This window comes from Rhodococcus sp. NPDC078407, from assembly GCF_044542515.1.
In the GTDB taxonomy this organism is placed as follows: domain Bacteria; phylum Actinomycetota; class Actinomycetes; order Mycobacteriales; family Mycobacteriaceae; genus Rhodococcoides.
Genome location: NZ_JBITUQ010000035.1, coordinates 1 through 15,020, shown reverse-complemented (window position 1 = coordinate 15,020; position 15,020 = coordinate 1). Strand labels below are relative to the sequence as shown.

Annotated in this window: 8 protein-coding genes; 7 read left to right on the top strand and 1 reads right to left on the bottom strand. The window is 64.7% G+C overall.

The window, feature by feature from the left end; genetic code table 11:
* The first annotated feature begins 90 nt into the window (after window positions 1–90).
* The 7 genes from ACIGGF_RS23795 to ACIGGF_RS23765 all read left to right on the top strand — a co-directional run bounded on the left by ACIGGF_RS23795 (window position 91) and on the right by ACIGGF_RS23765 (window position 13,524).
* A complete protein-coding gene (locus ACIGGF_RS23795) occupies window positions 91–1,992 on the top strand; it encodes an alpha/beta hydrolase-fold protein (protein WP_397523556.1) in 1,902 nt (633 codons plus the stop codon).
* Window positions 1,993–2,076: 84 nt separating this feature from the next.
* Window positions 2,077–2,622 carry a DUF732 domain-containing protein gene (locus tag ACIGGF_RS23790; RefSeq protein WP_397523555.1) on the top strand — a complete coding sequence of 182 codons (546 nt, stop codon included), beginning with the start codon at window positions 2,077–2,079 and terminating at the stop codon, window positions 2,620–2,622.
* A gap of 12 nt (window positions 2,623–2,634) precedes the next feature.
* Entirely contained in the window at window positions 2,635–3,588 is a 954-nt protein-coding gene (locus ACIGGF_RS23785; RefSeq protein ID WP_397523554.1) for a cutinase family protein, read from the top strand.
* Window positions 3,589–3,792: 204 nt separating this feature from the next.
* Entirely contained in the window at window positions 3,793–4,791 is a 999-nt protein-coding gene (locus ACIGGF_RS23780) for an LLM class F420-dependent oxidoreductase (protein ID WP_397523553.1), read from the top strand.
* 180 nt (window positions 4,792–4,971) lie between these two features.
* The gene (fadD32, locus tag ACIGGF_RS23775) at window positions 4,972–6,870 is read left to right on the top strand and encodes a long-chain-fatty-acid--AMP ligase FadD32 (RefSeq protein ID WP_397523552.1); all 1,899 of its coding nucleotides are present in this window, start codon (window positions 4,972–4,974) and stop codon (window positions 6,868–6,870) included.
* Between the two features lie 42 nt (window positions 6,871–6,912).
* Window positions 6,913–11,976 carry a polyketide synthase Pks13 gene (gene pks13 / locus ACIGGF_RS23770; RefSeq protein WP_397523551.1) on the top strand — a complete coding sequence of 1,688 codons (5,064 nt, stop codon included), beginning with the start codon at window positions 6,913–6,915 and terminating at the stop codon, window positions 11,974–11,976.
* A 3-nt stretch (window positions 11,977–11,979) separates the two neighbouring features.
* Window positions 11,980–13,524 carry an acyl-CoA carboxylase subunit beta gene (locus ACIGGF_RS23765; RefSeq protein WP_397523550.1) on the top strand — a complete coding sequence of 515 codons (1,545 nt, stop codon included), beginning with the start codon at window positions 11,980–11,982 and terminating at the stop codon, window positions 13,522–13,524.
* A gap of 165 nt (window positions 13,525–13,689) precedes the next feature.
* Here the strand turns inward: ACIGGF_RS23765 and ACIGGF_RS23760 are convergent, their stop codons facing one another.
* Window positions 13,690–14,652 carry a hypothetical protein gene (locus tag ACIGGF_RS23760; RefSeq protein ID WP_397523549.1) on the bottom strand — a complete coding sequence of 321 codons (963 nt, stop codon included), beginning with the start codon at window positions 14,650–14,652 and terminating at the stop codon, window positions 13,690–13,692.
* Window positions 14,653–15,020 lie beyond the last annotated feature (368 nt).

Here is a 15,020-nt window from a genome sequence, read left to right as displayed (position 1 = left end):
TCCCGCGCCACCCGGCACGTGTAGAAAGACATACGAAGCATGTCTCCCCACGAGACCTTCGAGAGTTCACGTCGAAAGAGAGTCACCATCATGCGCACTGGGCTTGTTCGGTTCGGTCGGATCACCTCGGCCGGCTCACGGGCCGGGCGGGCGGCAGCAGTACTGACCGTCGCATCCGCGTTGATGATTCCCTTTGCGGCGACGACGGTGGCCGCTGCTGCTCCGATCGCGGCTGCCTCCCCGATTGCGCTCGCCGGGCCGGCCTACACCCAGACCTCGGGTGCGACCGTGACATCGGTGGACTGGCTCTCCGATCGCCGCGTCGCGCTGTGGATAGAGTCGCCCTCGATGGGTACGCCCATCCAGGTTCAGCTGCTGCTCGCCCGGGACTGGAACATCAACCCGCAGGCGACGTTCCCGCAGGTCTACATGCTCGACGGTCTGCGCGCGACCGATCAGGAGAACGGCTGGACGGCCGAGACCGACGCCGAGTCGTACTTCGCCGACAAGAACGTCAACGTGGTGCTTCCCATCGGTGGCCAGTCCAGCTTCTACTCCGACTGGGTCGACCAGGACAACGGCAAGAACTACCAGTGGGAGACGTTCCTGACCAAGGAGCTCCCGCCCATTCTCGAGCGGGATTGGCGCAGCACCGATACTCGCGGCGTCGTGGGATTGTCGATGGGCGGCACGTCCGCGATGTTCCTCGCCGCGCGTAACCCCGGCTTCTTCGCGTTCGCCGGCTCGCTCTCGGGCATCCTGAGCACCACGTCACTCGGCATGCCGCAGGCCATCCAGTACGCGATGACCGACGCCGGCGGTTTCGATTCCAAGGCCATGTGGGGTTCGCCCTCCAATTCGCTGTGGGCTCAGCACGATCCGTACATGCTGGCCGACAAGCTCGAGGGCGTCAGTCTCTACATCTCCAGTGGCAACGGCTCCACCGGACCGTACGATCAGCCGTCGCCCATCCCCGGTGTGAGCACCAACTACGCCGGCATGGGCCTCGAGATTCTGTCGCGGTTGACCTCCCAGACCTTCGCCACCAAGCTCAACCAGCTCGGTATTCCGGCTCAGGTCAACTACCGGCCGTCGGGCACACATTCGTGGCCGTACTGGCAGTTCGAGTTGCACCAGCTGTGGCCGCAGCTCGCCACCGCACTCGGTGTCGAGGCGGACAAGCCCGCGTGCACCGTCGCCGGACTGATCGGCAATGCGAGCGGTGCCAATTCCTGGCTCGGCGCGTGCCTCACCGAGGAGTACAACGTCGCAGGCGGACGCGCTCAGGACTTCACGTTCGGCCGGGTCTTCTTCACCCCGGACACCGGCGCGCAGGTAGTGGCCGGCGCAATCGGTGGCATCTATCAGGGCAACCAGGGCCCCGAAGGCGTACTCGGCTTCCCGACGACCGGTGAGATCGGTACCCCCGACGGCCGAGGACGTTTCAACGCATTCCAGAACGGCATGGTCTACTTCACGCCGCAGACCGGTGCTCACGTGGTCAAGGGAGCTGTACTCGACGAGTGGGCCGCCCAGGGCTACGAGGGCGGGCCGCTCGGCTACCCGGTGCTCGACGAGGTCGAAACGCCGAACAAGCCCGGATCGGTGCAGGGCTTCGAGATCGGTGCCATCTACACCTCGCCCGATGCAGGCGTGCACTCGGTGCAGGGCATGATCCTCGGCAAGTACGGTGAATTGGGCTGGGAGAGCGGCCCTCTCGGGTTCCCCAAGTCCAACGAGATCGGACCGATCCGGGACGGTGGACGCTTCAACCAGTTCGAGACGGGCAACATCTACTGGAGCCCGCTCAGCGGTGCCTGGTCCACCCCGTACGGTCCGATCTTCGATGCCTGGGGATCGGTCGGCTACGAAGGGGGCCGGCTGGGCTACCCCACCAGCGATCAGTTCGACATCGACGGTGGCGGTAAGCAGCAGAACTTCCAGTTCGGCATCATCACCGTCAAGGACGGCGTGGCCACGATCGCTCCGTAACCGGATCCGATCACGGCTTCAGAGTTCTCTCAGAGCGTGGCTGTACGCTCGCCTGCGACCCGACGACCGAAGGATTTTCGATCGATGACGCGTAACTCTCTGGCCCGGACTCTGTCTCTCGGAGTCATGGCCGTGGCGGCGAGCTCGATGCTGGTGGCGTGCGGAAGTGACGACTCGACGGCCACCGGAGCCCCGACGAGCACCACGACGGCTGCTGCGACGACGACCGAGTCGAGTTCGACGACATCTGCTGCAGAAAGCACCACTGCTGCCCCCACCACCAGCCCGGGTGAGGCGGCCACCGCGCCGCCGGAGCAGCCGCAACCCGTCCCCGACGATTTCCCGGGTCCCACCGAGAGTCAGATCGACGACCGAGGCCAGAGCTTTCTCGACGAGCTGAAGAAGCAGGGCATCACCCCGGCGGGCAACGGCGATATCGCGGTGTCGACGGCCAACTACATCTGTGCCGCGCAGGCGCAGGGCGTGACGGCCGACGAGATCTCGACCTTCGTCACCGCGAACGTCGGTGTCGAGGCCAGCGCGGCCGGGACTCAGATGAACGAGACGCAGGCCCAGGAGGCCGCCCAGACCTATATCGCCGCCGCGCAGGCGACGTACTGCAGGCCGTAGGAATCCGCCGTGATGGCCAAGCGTAAGCGCAGGATTCTTCCGGTGATCGCCTTCGCAGTGATCGTCGGTCTGATCATCGTCGCCCTGTGGTATCTGCTTGCCGGACGGCTGCCCAAGGATCCGGGCATCCCGGTCCCGCCGGGACCCGAGGAGCCGACGTCGCAGCCGGCCGATTGCCCCGACGTGCAGGTCATCGCCATTCCGGGCACGTGGGAATCGTCGTCGACGGACGACCCGTACAACCCGACGGCCAACCCGCTGTCACTGATGCTGAACGTCACGCGTCCGTTGCAGGAGCAGTTCCCCGGATCGCGCGCCGACGTCTACACCGTGCCGTACGTGGCTCAGTTCTCGAATCCCATCGCCCTGCCGCCGGACGGTCAGCAGTCCTACAACAACAGCCGCACCGAGGGCAAAGCTGTTGCCGTGCAGAAGATGACCGATGTCAGTGCGCGGTGCCCGTTGACCAACTTCGTTCTCGCGGGGTTCTCTCAGGGTGCGGTCATCGCCGGCGATATCGCGTCCGAAGTCGGAGCGGGTAGCGGACCGATCTCCGCCGATCGCGTACTCGGGGTGACGCTCATCGCCGACGGTCGACGCGACGGAGTCTCGGGAACCGATATTCCGGCCCCGCTCGACGGTGTGGGTGCCGAGGTGGCGCTCGGGGGGCTCGACCTACCCGGCATCACGATGACGGGGCCTCGCGAAGGCGGGTTCGGAGCGCTCGACGACCGGACCAATCAGATCTGCGCACCCGGGGATCTGATCTGTGCATCTCCGTCGGATGGCTTGTCGCTCCGCAACATTCCGCAGAGCATTCAGATTCTGATCGGTGCTGCCGGCAATCCCGTGCACGCGTCGTACAACAGTTTCGTCGTCGACGGTTCCGGCACGACGGCGACGCAGTGGACGGCTGCGTGGGCTGCCGGGCTGATCGAGAATGCCCCGACCCCTGCGCATTCTTGAGCGATGGCGTTATAACGGAAACATCACAACGCGGCGTGTGACGAACTATTGCCGGGCACAAACCTGACCCAGGAAACCCCCCAGTCGGTGTGATCGAGTCCGGCCAACGGCTAGAGTGACGCCTTGGACCAGCGCAGATCGGCTCCGGCCGGGCTGCTGTTTACCCGAAACCAGACCGCTGCACACGTGCGAGGAGAGCAATAGATGAGTTCCGCCGAGGCCGCGACCGCAGGGCCGCGCAAATTCCGATTCGCTGCAGGCGGAGAGGGAAACGCCGAGGAGGGCGGGGCTCGGAAGTTCATCAAGCTGGCGCAGCAGGCCGAGGAACTGGGCTACGACAGTTTCATGATTCCCGATCACCTGGGTAATCAGGTCGGTCCCATTGCGGCCCTCGGCGCGCTCGCCGTCGCCACCGACAAGATCCGGCTCGGCACGGCGGTATTGGCGAACGGGTTCAGGCATCCCGCGGTGCTGGCCAAGGATGCGGCGACCATCGATGTGCTCTCGGGTGGGCGTCTCGAACTCGGTCTCGGTGCCGGCTGGATGCGCGAGGAGTACGACAAGGCCGGCATCACGTACGACCGTCCGGGAGTGCGTATTGAAAAGCTCGAGGAGACCCTCGAGATTCTCGACGTGCTGTTGCGCGGTCAGGAGTGCAATTTCTCCGGGAAGCACTACACGATCACCGGACTCAAGGGCAGTCCCCGGCCGCGACAGGGTCCGCGTCCGCCGATCTGCATCGGTGGCGGTGGACCGAAGATGCTCGCGTTGGCGGCCAAGCACGCCGACATCATCTCCGTGGTGCCGAGCACCTCGAAGGAAGGCAAGCTGCTGCTCTCGGGCATGACCATCGAGAAGACCCTCGAGCGTGTCGAGCTAATTCGCGCCGCTGCCGGAGACAGGTTCGACGACATCGAATTGAACTGGGCGATCACCACCATCGTCGTGACCGATGATCGCGAGCAGATGGCCGAGATGGCGTTGGCCGCGCTCGACAACGGTTACCCGCCGAATGTGGACGTCGACGTCAAGCTCACGGTCGAGGACATTCTGTCGTCGCCGTACCTCGCATTCGGGACGTACGAGGAGATCGCCGATCAGATCCGTAACGTTCGCGCGCGAACGACGATGTCCTATGTCGGGGTTTTCCCTACTCAAATGGAAGCATTCGCGCCGGTTGTCGACTTGCTGAAAGGCGAGTGACGTAGGTGCGTGTCGGTACCATGTAGCTGGCTTCGATGCCAGGTGCCGAACCGACACCACCAGAGCTACCACTAAGTAACATTGAACGCTGTTCGGTGTCTGTTTTCATGCAGCCGAGCGTGTGGGACCAGGTCGCGCAGGCTGTACGACAGCGGATTCGTGTCGGAGGAGATTGAAGTAATGAGCCACAATTTCGATGATTTCATCGACGAGAACGGCCACATCACCATCGGTGAAGGTCAGACCCTCGTCCGCCACGTCGAGGTGAATGTCCAGGAGAACGCCGACACGCTCGCGTACCGGTTCGTCGACTACTCCCGCGAGCGCGACGGTGAAGCTCACGAACTGACCTGGTCCGAGTTCGGTACTCGTCTCAAGGCCGTTGCCGCCCGCCTCCAGCAGGTCACCCAGCCCGGCGACCGAGTAGCGATTCTGGCCCCACAGGGCCTCGAGTACGTGATCGCCTTCTTCGGTGCGATCTACGCGGGCACCATCGCGGTGCCACTGTTCGACCCCGACGAGCCCGGCCATACCGACCGCCTGCATGCCGTCCTCGGCGACTGCAAGCCCAGCGCGATCCTGACGGCGGGTAATTCGGCGGCAGGTGTGCGCGCGTTCTTCCGTGCCCTGCCCGCCGCAGAGCGTCCCCGGATCATTGCCGTCGACGCCGTCCCGGACAGCGTGGGTGAGACGTGGGTCGAGCCCACGGCCACGCTCGACGACATCGCGTACCTGCAGTACACCTCCGGCTCCACGCGCACCCCGGCAGGCGTCGAGATCACCCACCGCGCGGTGGGCGTCAACGCGCTGCAGATGGTCGACAGCATGGAGATCAATCACGATTCGCGCGGCGTCACCTGGCTGCCGATGTTCCACGACATGGGTCTGCTCACCGTCATCCTCCCGGCGCTCGGCGGCAAGTACATCACCATCATGAGTCCGCGCGCGTTCGTGCAGCGGCCGTGGCGCTGGATCAAGGAACTCGCTGCGGTCTCCGACGGTGCGGGCACGTTCGCCGCGGCACCGAACTTCGCCTTCGAGCACGCCGCACAGCGCGGCTTGCCGAAGAACGGCGAGAGCCTGGACCTGTCCAACGTCATCGGTCTGATCAACGGGAGTGAGCCCGTCACGACGTCGTCGATGAAGAAGTTCAACGAGGCGTTCGGCCCCTACGGTCTACCGAAGTCCGCCATCAAGCCGTCCTACGGCATGGCCGAGGCCACCCTGTTCGTCTCGACCAGCAAGCACGCCGACGAAGCCAAGGTCGTCTATGTCGACCGCGTCGAACTCAACGCAGGCAACTTCGTGGTCGTCGCACCGGACGCGCCCGGTGCCATCCCGCAGGTGTCCACCGGCACGGTCGCGCGGAGCCAGTGGGCCGCCATCGTCGACTCCGAGACCGCAACCGAGGTTGCCGACGAGCACGTCGGCGAGATCTGGTTGCACGGCGAGAACATCGGTAAGGGTTACTGGGGCCGCGAGACCGAGACCACCGAGACCTTCCACAACAAGCTCGTCCACCGCAACCCGGAGGGCTCGCACGCAGACGGCGCTCCCGAGGGTGGCAACTGGATGCGTACCGGCGACTTCGGTGTCTACCACGACGGCGAGCTCTACATCACCGGCCGCGTCAAGGACCTCGTCATCGTCGACGGCCGCAATCACTACCCGCAGGACCTCGAGTTCTCGGCCCAGGAAGCCAGCAAGGCCCTGCGCCCCGGCTTCGTCGCGGCGTTCGCCGTCCCGCTCAACCAGCTGCCCGACATCGTCTTCGAGTTCAGCGGTGCGGCCCTGACGAAGGACTCGGACGACAGTTCCGAACAACTCGTCATCGTCGCCGAACGTGCCCCGGGCTCCGGCAAGGCCGACCCGGCTCCGATCGCCGACGAGGTCCGCACGGCAGTCTCCGCGCGCCACGGCGTCACGGTGCGCGACGTCCTCCTCGTCCCTGCCGGTTCCATCCCGCGTACCTCCAGCGGCAAGATTGCCCGGCGGGCCTGCAAGGCCGCCTACATCGAGGGCACGCTCCGCGGCGGCTACCAGCAGACGGCATTCCCCGACGCCGAACTGCCCGACTGATCTCTGGGCCTCCCGTTCCTTCGATACATAGCTTGGTGAGTGATGGCTGAACAAGAGACAGACAAGATCCAGAGTGCGGACGGGACCGACCTCACGGTCGCCCAGCTGCGGGACTGGCTGCGCAACTGGGTTGCGGACGCGACCGGGCAGCCGGCGTCGGCCATCTCCGACGACCGTCCGATGGAGGAATTCGGTCTGTCCTCTCGCGATGCCGTCGCGTTGAGCGGGGAGATCGAAGAGCTGGTCGGGGTCACGTTGACCGCCACCGTCGTCTATCAGCACCCCACCATCGCCGCGCTCGCCAAGATCATCATCGAAGGCGAACCCGACGAGCCGGTCGGCACCGTCGACGACGCGTTCTACACCAGCGGCAACCAGTCGGGCGATGCCCACGACATCGCGATCGTCGGGCTGTCGTCTCGTTTTCCCGGTACCGGTCACACCCCCGAGGAGATGTGGTCGCTCCTCATCGAGGGACGCGACGGCATCACCGATCTGCCCGAGGGTCGATGGAAGGAATTCACCTCCGATCCCGTCATCGCCGCTGCCGTCGACGCGACGGTCACCAAGGGTGGCTACCTCGACGACGTCAAGACCTTCGACGCCGAGTTCTTCGCGATGTCGCCCAACGAGGTCGTCAACGTCGACCCGCAGCAGCGGCTCGCGCTGGAACTGACGTGGGAAGCGTTGGAGCACGCCCACATTCCGGCCAGCTCGGTCAAGGGCAGCCAGGTGGGTGTGTTCATCGGCAGCTCGTCCAACGATTATCAGCTCATCGCCGTCAGCGACCCGGCCGTGCACCCGTATGCGCTGACCGGCACGTCCACGGCCATCGTGGCCAACCGGGTGTCGTACTTCTACGACTTCCGTGGGCCGTCGATCGCCGTCGACACCGCATGTTCGTCCTCGCTCGTGGCCGTCCACCAGGCGGTGCGCAGCCTGCGTACCGGCGAATCCGACCTGGCCGTGGCAGGTGGCGTCAACATGCTGCTCGCGCCGCCGATCACCGTCGGCTTCGGCCAGACGGGTGTACTCGCCCCCGACGGCAGGATCAAGGCGTTCTCCTCCGACGCCAACGGCATGATCCGCTCCGAGGGCGGCGGACTCGTCGTGCTCAAGCGACTCGAAGACGCCGAGCGCGACGGTGATCAGGTACTCGCCGTCATCGCCGGATCGGCCATCAACCAGGACGGCCGCTCCAACGGTCTGCTGGCACCGAACCCGGACGCGCAGGCCGACGCACTGCGTTTCGCGTACCGCGACGCCGGCATCAACCCGTCGGGCGTGGACTACATCGAAGCGCACGGCACCGGAACCATTCTGGGCGATCCCATCGAAGCCGATGCACTCGGTCGCGTCGTCGGTCGAGGCCGAGACGCAGACAAGCCGGCTCTGCTGGGATCGGCGAAAACCAACTTCGGGCACCTCGAATCCGCCGCAGGCGCAGCAGGATTGATCAAGGTCGTCCTCGCGATGCAGGCGAACAAGCTGCCCGCATCGCTGAATTACGTCGGCCCCAACCCGTACATCGACTTCGACAAGGCGCACCTGAAGGTCATTCCGGAGGCCACCGACTGGCCGCGCTACACCGGCAAGGCAGTGGCAGGTGTCTCCGGATTCGGATTCGGCGGTACCAATGCGCACGTGGTCGTGCGCGAGTACGTTCCGGGTGAGACCTCGGACGAATTCGATCCTGCTGCCGTGGATCCGGACGCCGCCCTGGTCGAGGGTGTCACCGATATCGCCGGCGAGGAACTGCCGATCGTTGCCGATCCTGAGCCCGTCGCTGCTGTCGATCCGGTGGCCGAGCCCGATACTTCTGATTCCGAATCCGGTTCGGAGACAGTGATTCTCGCCGTCTCTGCCGCACTGCCGTCGCGTCGTAAGCGCGCCGCGTCGGAATTGGCCGACTGGCTCGAAACCGAAGAGGGCAGCACGACGCCTCTCGTCGATGTGGGCCGCACGTTGGCTCGCCGCAACCATGGACGTTCGCGCGCAGTGGTTCTCGCATCCACCACCGCCGAGGCCATCGCCGGATTGCGTGCCATCGCCGCGGGCAAGCCGGGCCCCGGCGTGTTCTCCGCGGATTCGCCGGCCTCCAACGGCGCGGTGTGGGTGTTCTCCGGATTCGGATCGCAGCATCGCAAGATGGCATCGCGGCTGTACCGCACCAACACCGTGTTCGCCGCCGAGGTGGACAAGGTGGACGAGCTACTCGTCGACGAAGCCGGCTACTCCATCCGCGAGATCATCCTCGACGACTCGCAGACCTACGAGTTCGAGAACTCTCAGGTCGCCATCTTCGTCATCCAAATCGCCCTGGCCGCAACGCTTCGCGCGCACGGTGCCGAGCCGGCCGCCGTCATCGGCCACTCGATGGGTGAGGTCGCGGCAGCCTACGTCGCGGGAGGCCTGAACCTCGAAGACGCCGTCCGCATCATCTACGCCCGCTCGCGGCTGCTGGCCGAGGGACAGGACGGCCTCGGAGCAGCGTCGCAGGGTGCCATGGCCCTCGTCGAGTACACCCCCGACGAGGTCAAGACCCTCACCGACCAGTTCCCCCATGTGGAGCCCTGCGTCTACGCAGCACCGACGCACACCACGGTCGGTGGACCACGCGCCGAGGTGGAAGCCCTCGTCGAGATGGCCGAAGCTGCAGGCAAGATGGCGCGCCTGCTCGACGTCAAGGGTGCCGGTCACACCGCGGCAGTCGACGTGTTGCTCGGTGAGCTCGCTGCCGAACTCGCTGGAATCGAACCCAGCAAACTCACCGCCGGGGTCTACTCGTCGGTCGATCGTGAGGCGCACTATCGCGTCGGGCATGCGGCGATCCACGGCGTCGACTACTGGACCAAGGGCATGCGGCATCCGGTCTGGTTCACGCAGGCCGTCAATGTCGCTGTGGGAGATGGGCATACGACGTTCGTCGAGCTCGCTCCCAACCCCGTCGCATTGATGTCGGTTGCAGCGACTGCATGGGCTGCGGGTGTCGCCGACTCGACGCTGATTCCTACCCTCAAGCGCAAGGAAGACGAGGACGAGACGTTCCTCGCCGCGTTGGCGCAGCTGTACGTGCACGGGCACGCACTGGAGCTGGCAACACTGTTCGAGTCCGGCCCGTACGCCGCGATCCCGCGAACTGCTTACTTGCGCAAGGAGTTCTGGCTCAACTCGCAGGTCAGTTCCAGCGGCAACGCGCGCGTTCCCGGTGCACGGGTTGCGCTGCCCGACGGTCGTCACGTCTGGGAGGTCCAGGCTTCTAGTGTGTCGGGATTCGATGCGCTCGTCACAGCCGCTGCCTCACAGGTGTTCGCCGATGTGGCCTTGGGTGTTTCGGTGTCCCATGCTGCGGTGCCGAAGGTGGGCACGGTCGTCACCACGTTGACCTCGCACCTCGGTGGGGCGTCGGTGCAGGTGCACGCACATGAGGGTTCGGCCTTCACGTTGCTGCACGAGGCCGTCGTCACCTCCGGTGCTGTGCGTCCGGACCCTGTTGTTGCCGTGGAACAACAGAGCTCGTCGCCCATGGAAGAACTGCCCGAGGTCGTCGAGACGTTCGGTGACCGCTGGGATCCCAACGGCAACCAGAAGCTCGAAGACCGGCTGGCGATCATCGTTGCCGAGTCGATGGGCTACGCACCTGAGGACCTGCCGCCCGAGGTTCCGCTGATCGAACTGGGGCTCGATTCGCTCAGCGCCGTTCGCATCAAGAACCGCGTCGAGTACGAATTCGACATCCCCACAGTGCAATTGCAGGCAGTACGCGACGCGAATCTGCGCGAGGTGGAGAAGTACCTGCGTTACGCGATCGAGAACCGCGACGAGGTGCAGGCGCTGGCAGACAAGCAGGCGGCCGAAAAAGCTGCCGAGCAGGCCGCCGAAAGTGGTGCGGTTGCACGCGAAGAAGCCTTGGACACCGCCGTCGCCGCGCCGGAAACTTCGGTTCCCAGTGCGGAGTACCAGCCCGCACCGGTGGCTGCAGCCCAGACCGATTTGGGTGGTAAGGAAGCGTTCGCCGAGGCCGCCGGATCCGATGTGCCGCCGCGTGACAACGCCGAGCGGATGACGTTCGCGACATGGGCTGTGGTGACGAAAGAGTCGGCCAAGGGCATCTTCAACACGCTGCCGATCCTCGACGACGAGACTGCCGAGAAGTTGGCCACCCGTCTGACCGAGCGGGCCGGCGGCGAGATCACCTTCGACGACGTCCTGGACTCGGAAACCATCGAGCAGCTCGCCGACAAGGTTCGCCCGCACCTCGAAGACGGTGAGATCGACGGCGTCGTACGCAATCTTCGTGCTCGTCCCGAAGGGTCCACGGCCACCCCGGTGTTCGCGTTCCACTCGGCCGGTAGCTCCACCGTCGCATACGAGCCGTTGCTGCGGAAGTTGCCGGCAGGCACGCCGATGTACGGACTCGAGCGCGTCGAAGGACCCATCGCCACGCGAGCGGCCGAGTACGTGCCGCTGATCAAGGCGATCCAGCCCGAGGGACCGTACGTCTTCGTCGGGTGGTCGCTCGGCGGCATCCTCGCCTACGAGGTCGCGCGTCAGATGGAAGAGGAAGGCATCGAGGTCGCCTACGTCGGGTTGCTCGACACCGTCATGCCGGGCACCGCGATCCCCGACACCAAGGACGAGGTCCGCAAGCGCTGGGAGCGGTACGCAGCGTTCGCGAAGAAGACGTACAACGTCGACTACCCGATCCCGTACGACAAGTTGGTCGACTCCGACGACGAGGGCCAGATCCGGATCATCACCGATCTGGTCAAGCTCAGTGGCGCAAAGATTCCCGGCGGAATCATCGAGCACCAGCGCACGTCGTGGCTCGACAACCGCGCGATCCAGACGGCCGAGCTCAAGGAATACGGCGGGCACGTCACGCTGTATCTGGCGGACAAGTACCACGACGACGCGATTGCTCTCGAGCCCGCGTACGCCACCCGCGAAGAGCACGGCGGTTGGGGACCGGTGGTGAAAGACCTCGAGATCGTCTACGTCGGAGGCGATCACCTCGCGGTCGTGGACGAGCCGTACATTGGAAAAATTGCGGCCCATCTGTCGAAGACGCTCGAGAACATCGAGTCTGCAAGAACCGGAGCGTAAATCTTGAGTGGCACCACTGCGGAGAAGTTGGCCGAACTACGGGCGAGACTCGAACTGGCCAAAGAACCGGCCGGCGAGATCGGGATCGCGAAGCGTGCGAAGAAGGGCATTCCCAGCGCCCGAGATCGCGTGAACTCGTTGCTCGATCCCGGCAGCTTCGTCGAGATCGGTGCGCTGGTGAAGGCCCCCAACGATCCGGGAGCCCTGTACAGCGACGGCGTCGTCACCGGGCACGGAACCGTCGACGGCCGTCCGATCGCAGTGTTCTCGCACGATCAAACCGTGTTCGGCGGAACCGTGGGGGAGATGTTCGGCCGCAAGGTCGCCGGCATCATGGATTTCGCGATCAAGATGGGCTGCCCGGTCGTCGGCATCAACGACTCCGGTGGAGCTCGCGTGCAGGACGCGGTGACGTCCCTGGCCTGGTACGCCGAACTGGGACGACGTCACGAGGCCCTGTCCGGTCTGTGCCCGCAGATCTCGCTGATCCTCGGCAAATGTGCCGGTGGCGCCGTGTACGCGCCCATCAACACCGACATCGTGGTCGCCACCGAAGAGGCGTACATGTTCGTCACCGGTCCGGACATCATCAAGTCCGTCACCGGCGAGGACGTCAGCCTCGACGAACTCGGTAGTGCCCGTGTCCAGGCCCTCAACGGCAACGTGCACCACGTCGCAGCCGACGAGAAGGCCGCATTCGATTGGATTCGGAACTACCTGAGCTACATGCCGTCGAGCTGCCAGGAAGAGTCGCCGGTGATCAATCCGGGACTCGAGCCGGAGATCACCGAGTCCGATCTCAAGCTCGACTCGTTCATGCCCGACGCCGACAATGCCGGTTACGACATGCACGACATCATTCTGCGCATCTTCGACGACGGCGAATTTCACGAACTGTCGGGTCAGACGGCTCCGAACGTCATCACCGGATTCGCGCGCGTCGACGGTCGGCCGGTGGGAATCGTCGGCAATCAGCCGATGCATCTGTCGGGTGCTCTCAACGCGGACGGTGCCGACAAGGCTGCGCGTTTCATTCGCCTCAGCGACGCGTACAACATCCCGATCATCTTTCTTGTCGACACTCCAGGGTTCCTGCCCGGCGTCGACCAGGAGACACTCGGCGTCATCCATCGAGGCGGTCGCTTCATCTTCTCCTTCGTCGAAGCCACGGTGCCGAAAGTGACTGTGGTCATTCGTAAGTCGTACGGCGGCGGATACGCGGTGATGGGCTCGAAGCAGCTCGGATCCGACATCAACCTCGCCTGGCCGACCGCCCGCATCGCCGTGATGGGCGCCGAGGGTGCCATCAACATCATGAGCCGCAAGCAACTGGCCGAGGCCGGAGACAATGCACCGGCCCTGCGCAAGCAACTGATCAACTTCTACAACGAGCATGTGGCAACCCCCTGGATCGCGGCCGAGCGTGGGTACATCGATGCCGTCATCGAGCCGTCGCAGACTCGCCTCGAAATCCGAAGCGCCCTGCGAATCCTTCGGGACAAAGAAGTGATCAAGAGTCCGCGTAAGCACTCGTTGCTCCCCATCTAGTCCGATCCAAGTGGGTCCGGTTAGCTCCGGCTGCCGAGGTCGCTTCGCTCCCGTTCGGGTCAATGGACCACTGCACCGGTCAGACGTATGCGATGGTTCATCCACGTAGGGTCGGCATCGGCGTCGATGAACCACTCCACCGGTCAGTCGTGTCCGATGGTCCATTCACGCGGTCGATTCGCGCGGAACCATCACCACATCCGGTCGAGGTCTGGCGAGTGCATGGTGGTAGTTCTTCCGCAGGTCATCGAGCACCTGTGTCGGCCGATCGCGGATGTCTTGTGGTGAGTGGGATACGACGATCAGTCCGTGGGCTTGCATTCGGTTGCGTCGGGATTGCGTCCGCTGGTAGTCGGCCGGTGACAGATGGTGGGTCACGGAATCGATTTCACGTGCCAATGCCACGGCGTCGATCCACCCGTCGGTATTGGCGATGAACTCTCCGCTTCGGGCGTAGATGTCGCAGTTGTGTGTCATCGCAGGCAGCCCGCTGGTTCGGTACAGGCGCTGGGCGTCGAGTTCTGCCACCGAGTGCGCGTTGTCCCGCAACTCGAGAAGTACACGGCGGGTGAGCGCGCTGTAGCGGCGCGGCCCCTCGGCCAACTCGGTGGCGATCTCGTCGATGGACACGCCGCCTCGTTGCAGTACTTCGGTCAGCAGGGCGACGCACCGTGCCTCGGACTTCGCGGCCCGAGTTGCGTCGACCAATGAACGCACCAGCGGAGCAACCCGGATGCTGCCCTTGGTGATCGGATCAGGAAGCCTCCACGTCCGCTCCGCTCGGACGAAAGACACCGACGCCCGACGCATATCCGCGGGTATCAGCAGATGAACCTCCCCTGCGGATCCATTGGTGCCGTATCCGAACGAATCGAGCCCGACGCAACCGGTGATCATGCTCGTAGGTCCGCCGTATGCGAGCGCCGCGGCTGAGCGCTCGAGCGTCGATGGATGGCCGTTGCGCAGCAGTACGACGCCCGGGAGCAACCGCTGCCAAGGACCGCCGGCCGCGCATCTGCTGTCGATCGATGCGTCACTCACGCCCGCCTCGCGAAGCTGCCGACGCGTCACGACGCCTGTCGAGCTCAGGTCGAACAATGAATCAGCGTTCCACAATCGTCTCTTCATGCCCGAAGAGTGGAATTCGGTACCGACATGTTCGACGCGTTTCGGCGCTGTCGCAAGTCTTCTGTGGATAGTCGACCAGTCTGTGGATGGATTGGCTGTCACCAGTCGCAAGCTGGACGACTCTGTCGGACTGGGATGCTATGGGCGACCGATGGTGCGATGGCGCAGCCCCAGCAGGGTGAATGAACCATCTACGCGCTCAGACGTATGCAACGGTCCATTGACCCACCACAGGCCGGAACGTGGATGGACCCTTGCACGGTCGAGACGTATGTGCACTGGACCCCGCGGGTTGGACTGCTAATGCAAATCCTAGGCTGCGAGGGCCTGGGCTCGGTATCGCACCGGGCTCAGGCCGTCGAGGCGTA

Excerpts from the sequence above, each read along its gene's own strand:
- ACIGGF_RS23795 (WP_397523556.1), top strand. The coding sequence starts at position 91 with ATGCGCACTGGGCTTGTTCGGTTCGGTCGGATCACCTCGGCCGGCTCA.
- ACIGGF_RS23790 (WP_397523555.1), top strand. The coding sequence starts at position 2,077 with ATGACGCGTAACTCTCTGGCCCGGACTCTGTCTCTCGGAGTCATGGCC.
- ACIGGF_RS23785 (WP_397523554.1), top strand. The coding sequence starts at position 2,635 with ATGGCCAAGCGTAAGCGCAGGATTCTTCCGGTGATCGCCTTCGCAGTG.
- ACIGGF_RS23780 (WP_397523553.1), top strand. The coding sequence starts at position 3,793 with ATGAGTTCCGCCGAGGCCGCGACCGCAGGGCCGCGCAAATTCCGATTC.
- fadD32 (WP_397523552.1), top strand. The coding sequence starts at position 4,972 with ATGAGCCACAATTTCGATGATTTCATCGACGAGAACGGCCACATCACC.
- pks13 (WP_397523551.1), top strand. The coding sequence starts at position 6,913 with ATGGCTGAACAAGAGACAGACAAGATCCAGAGTGCGGACGGGACCGAC.
- ACIGGF_RS23760 (WP_397523549.1), bottom strand. The coding sequence starts at position 14,652 with ATGAAGAGACGATTGTGGAACGCTGATTCATTGTTCGACCTGAGCTCG.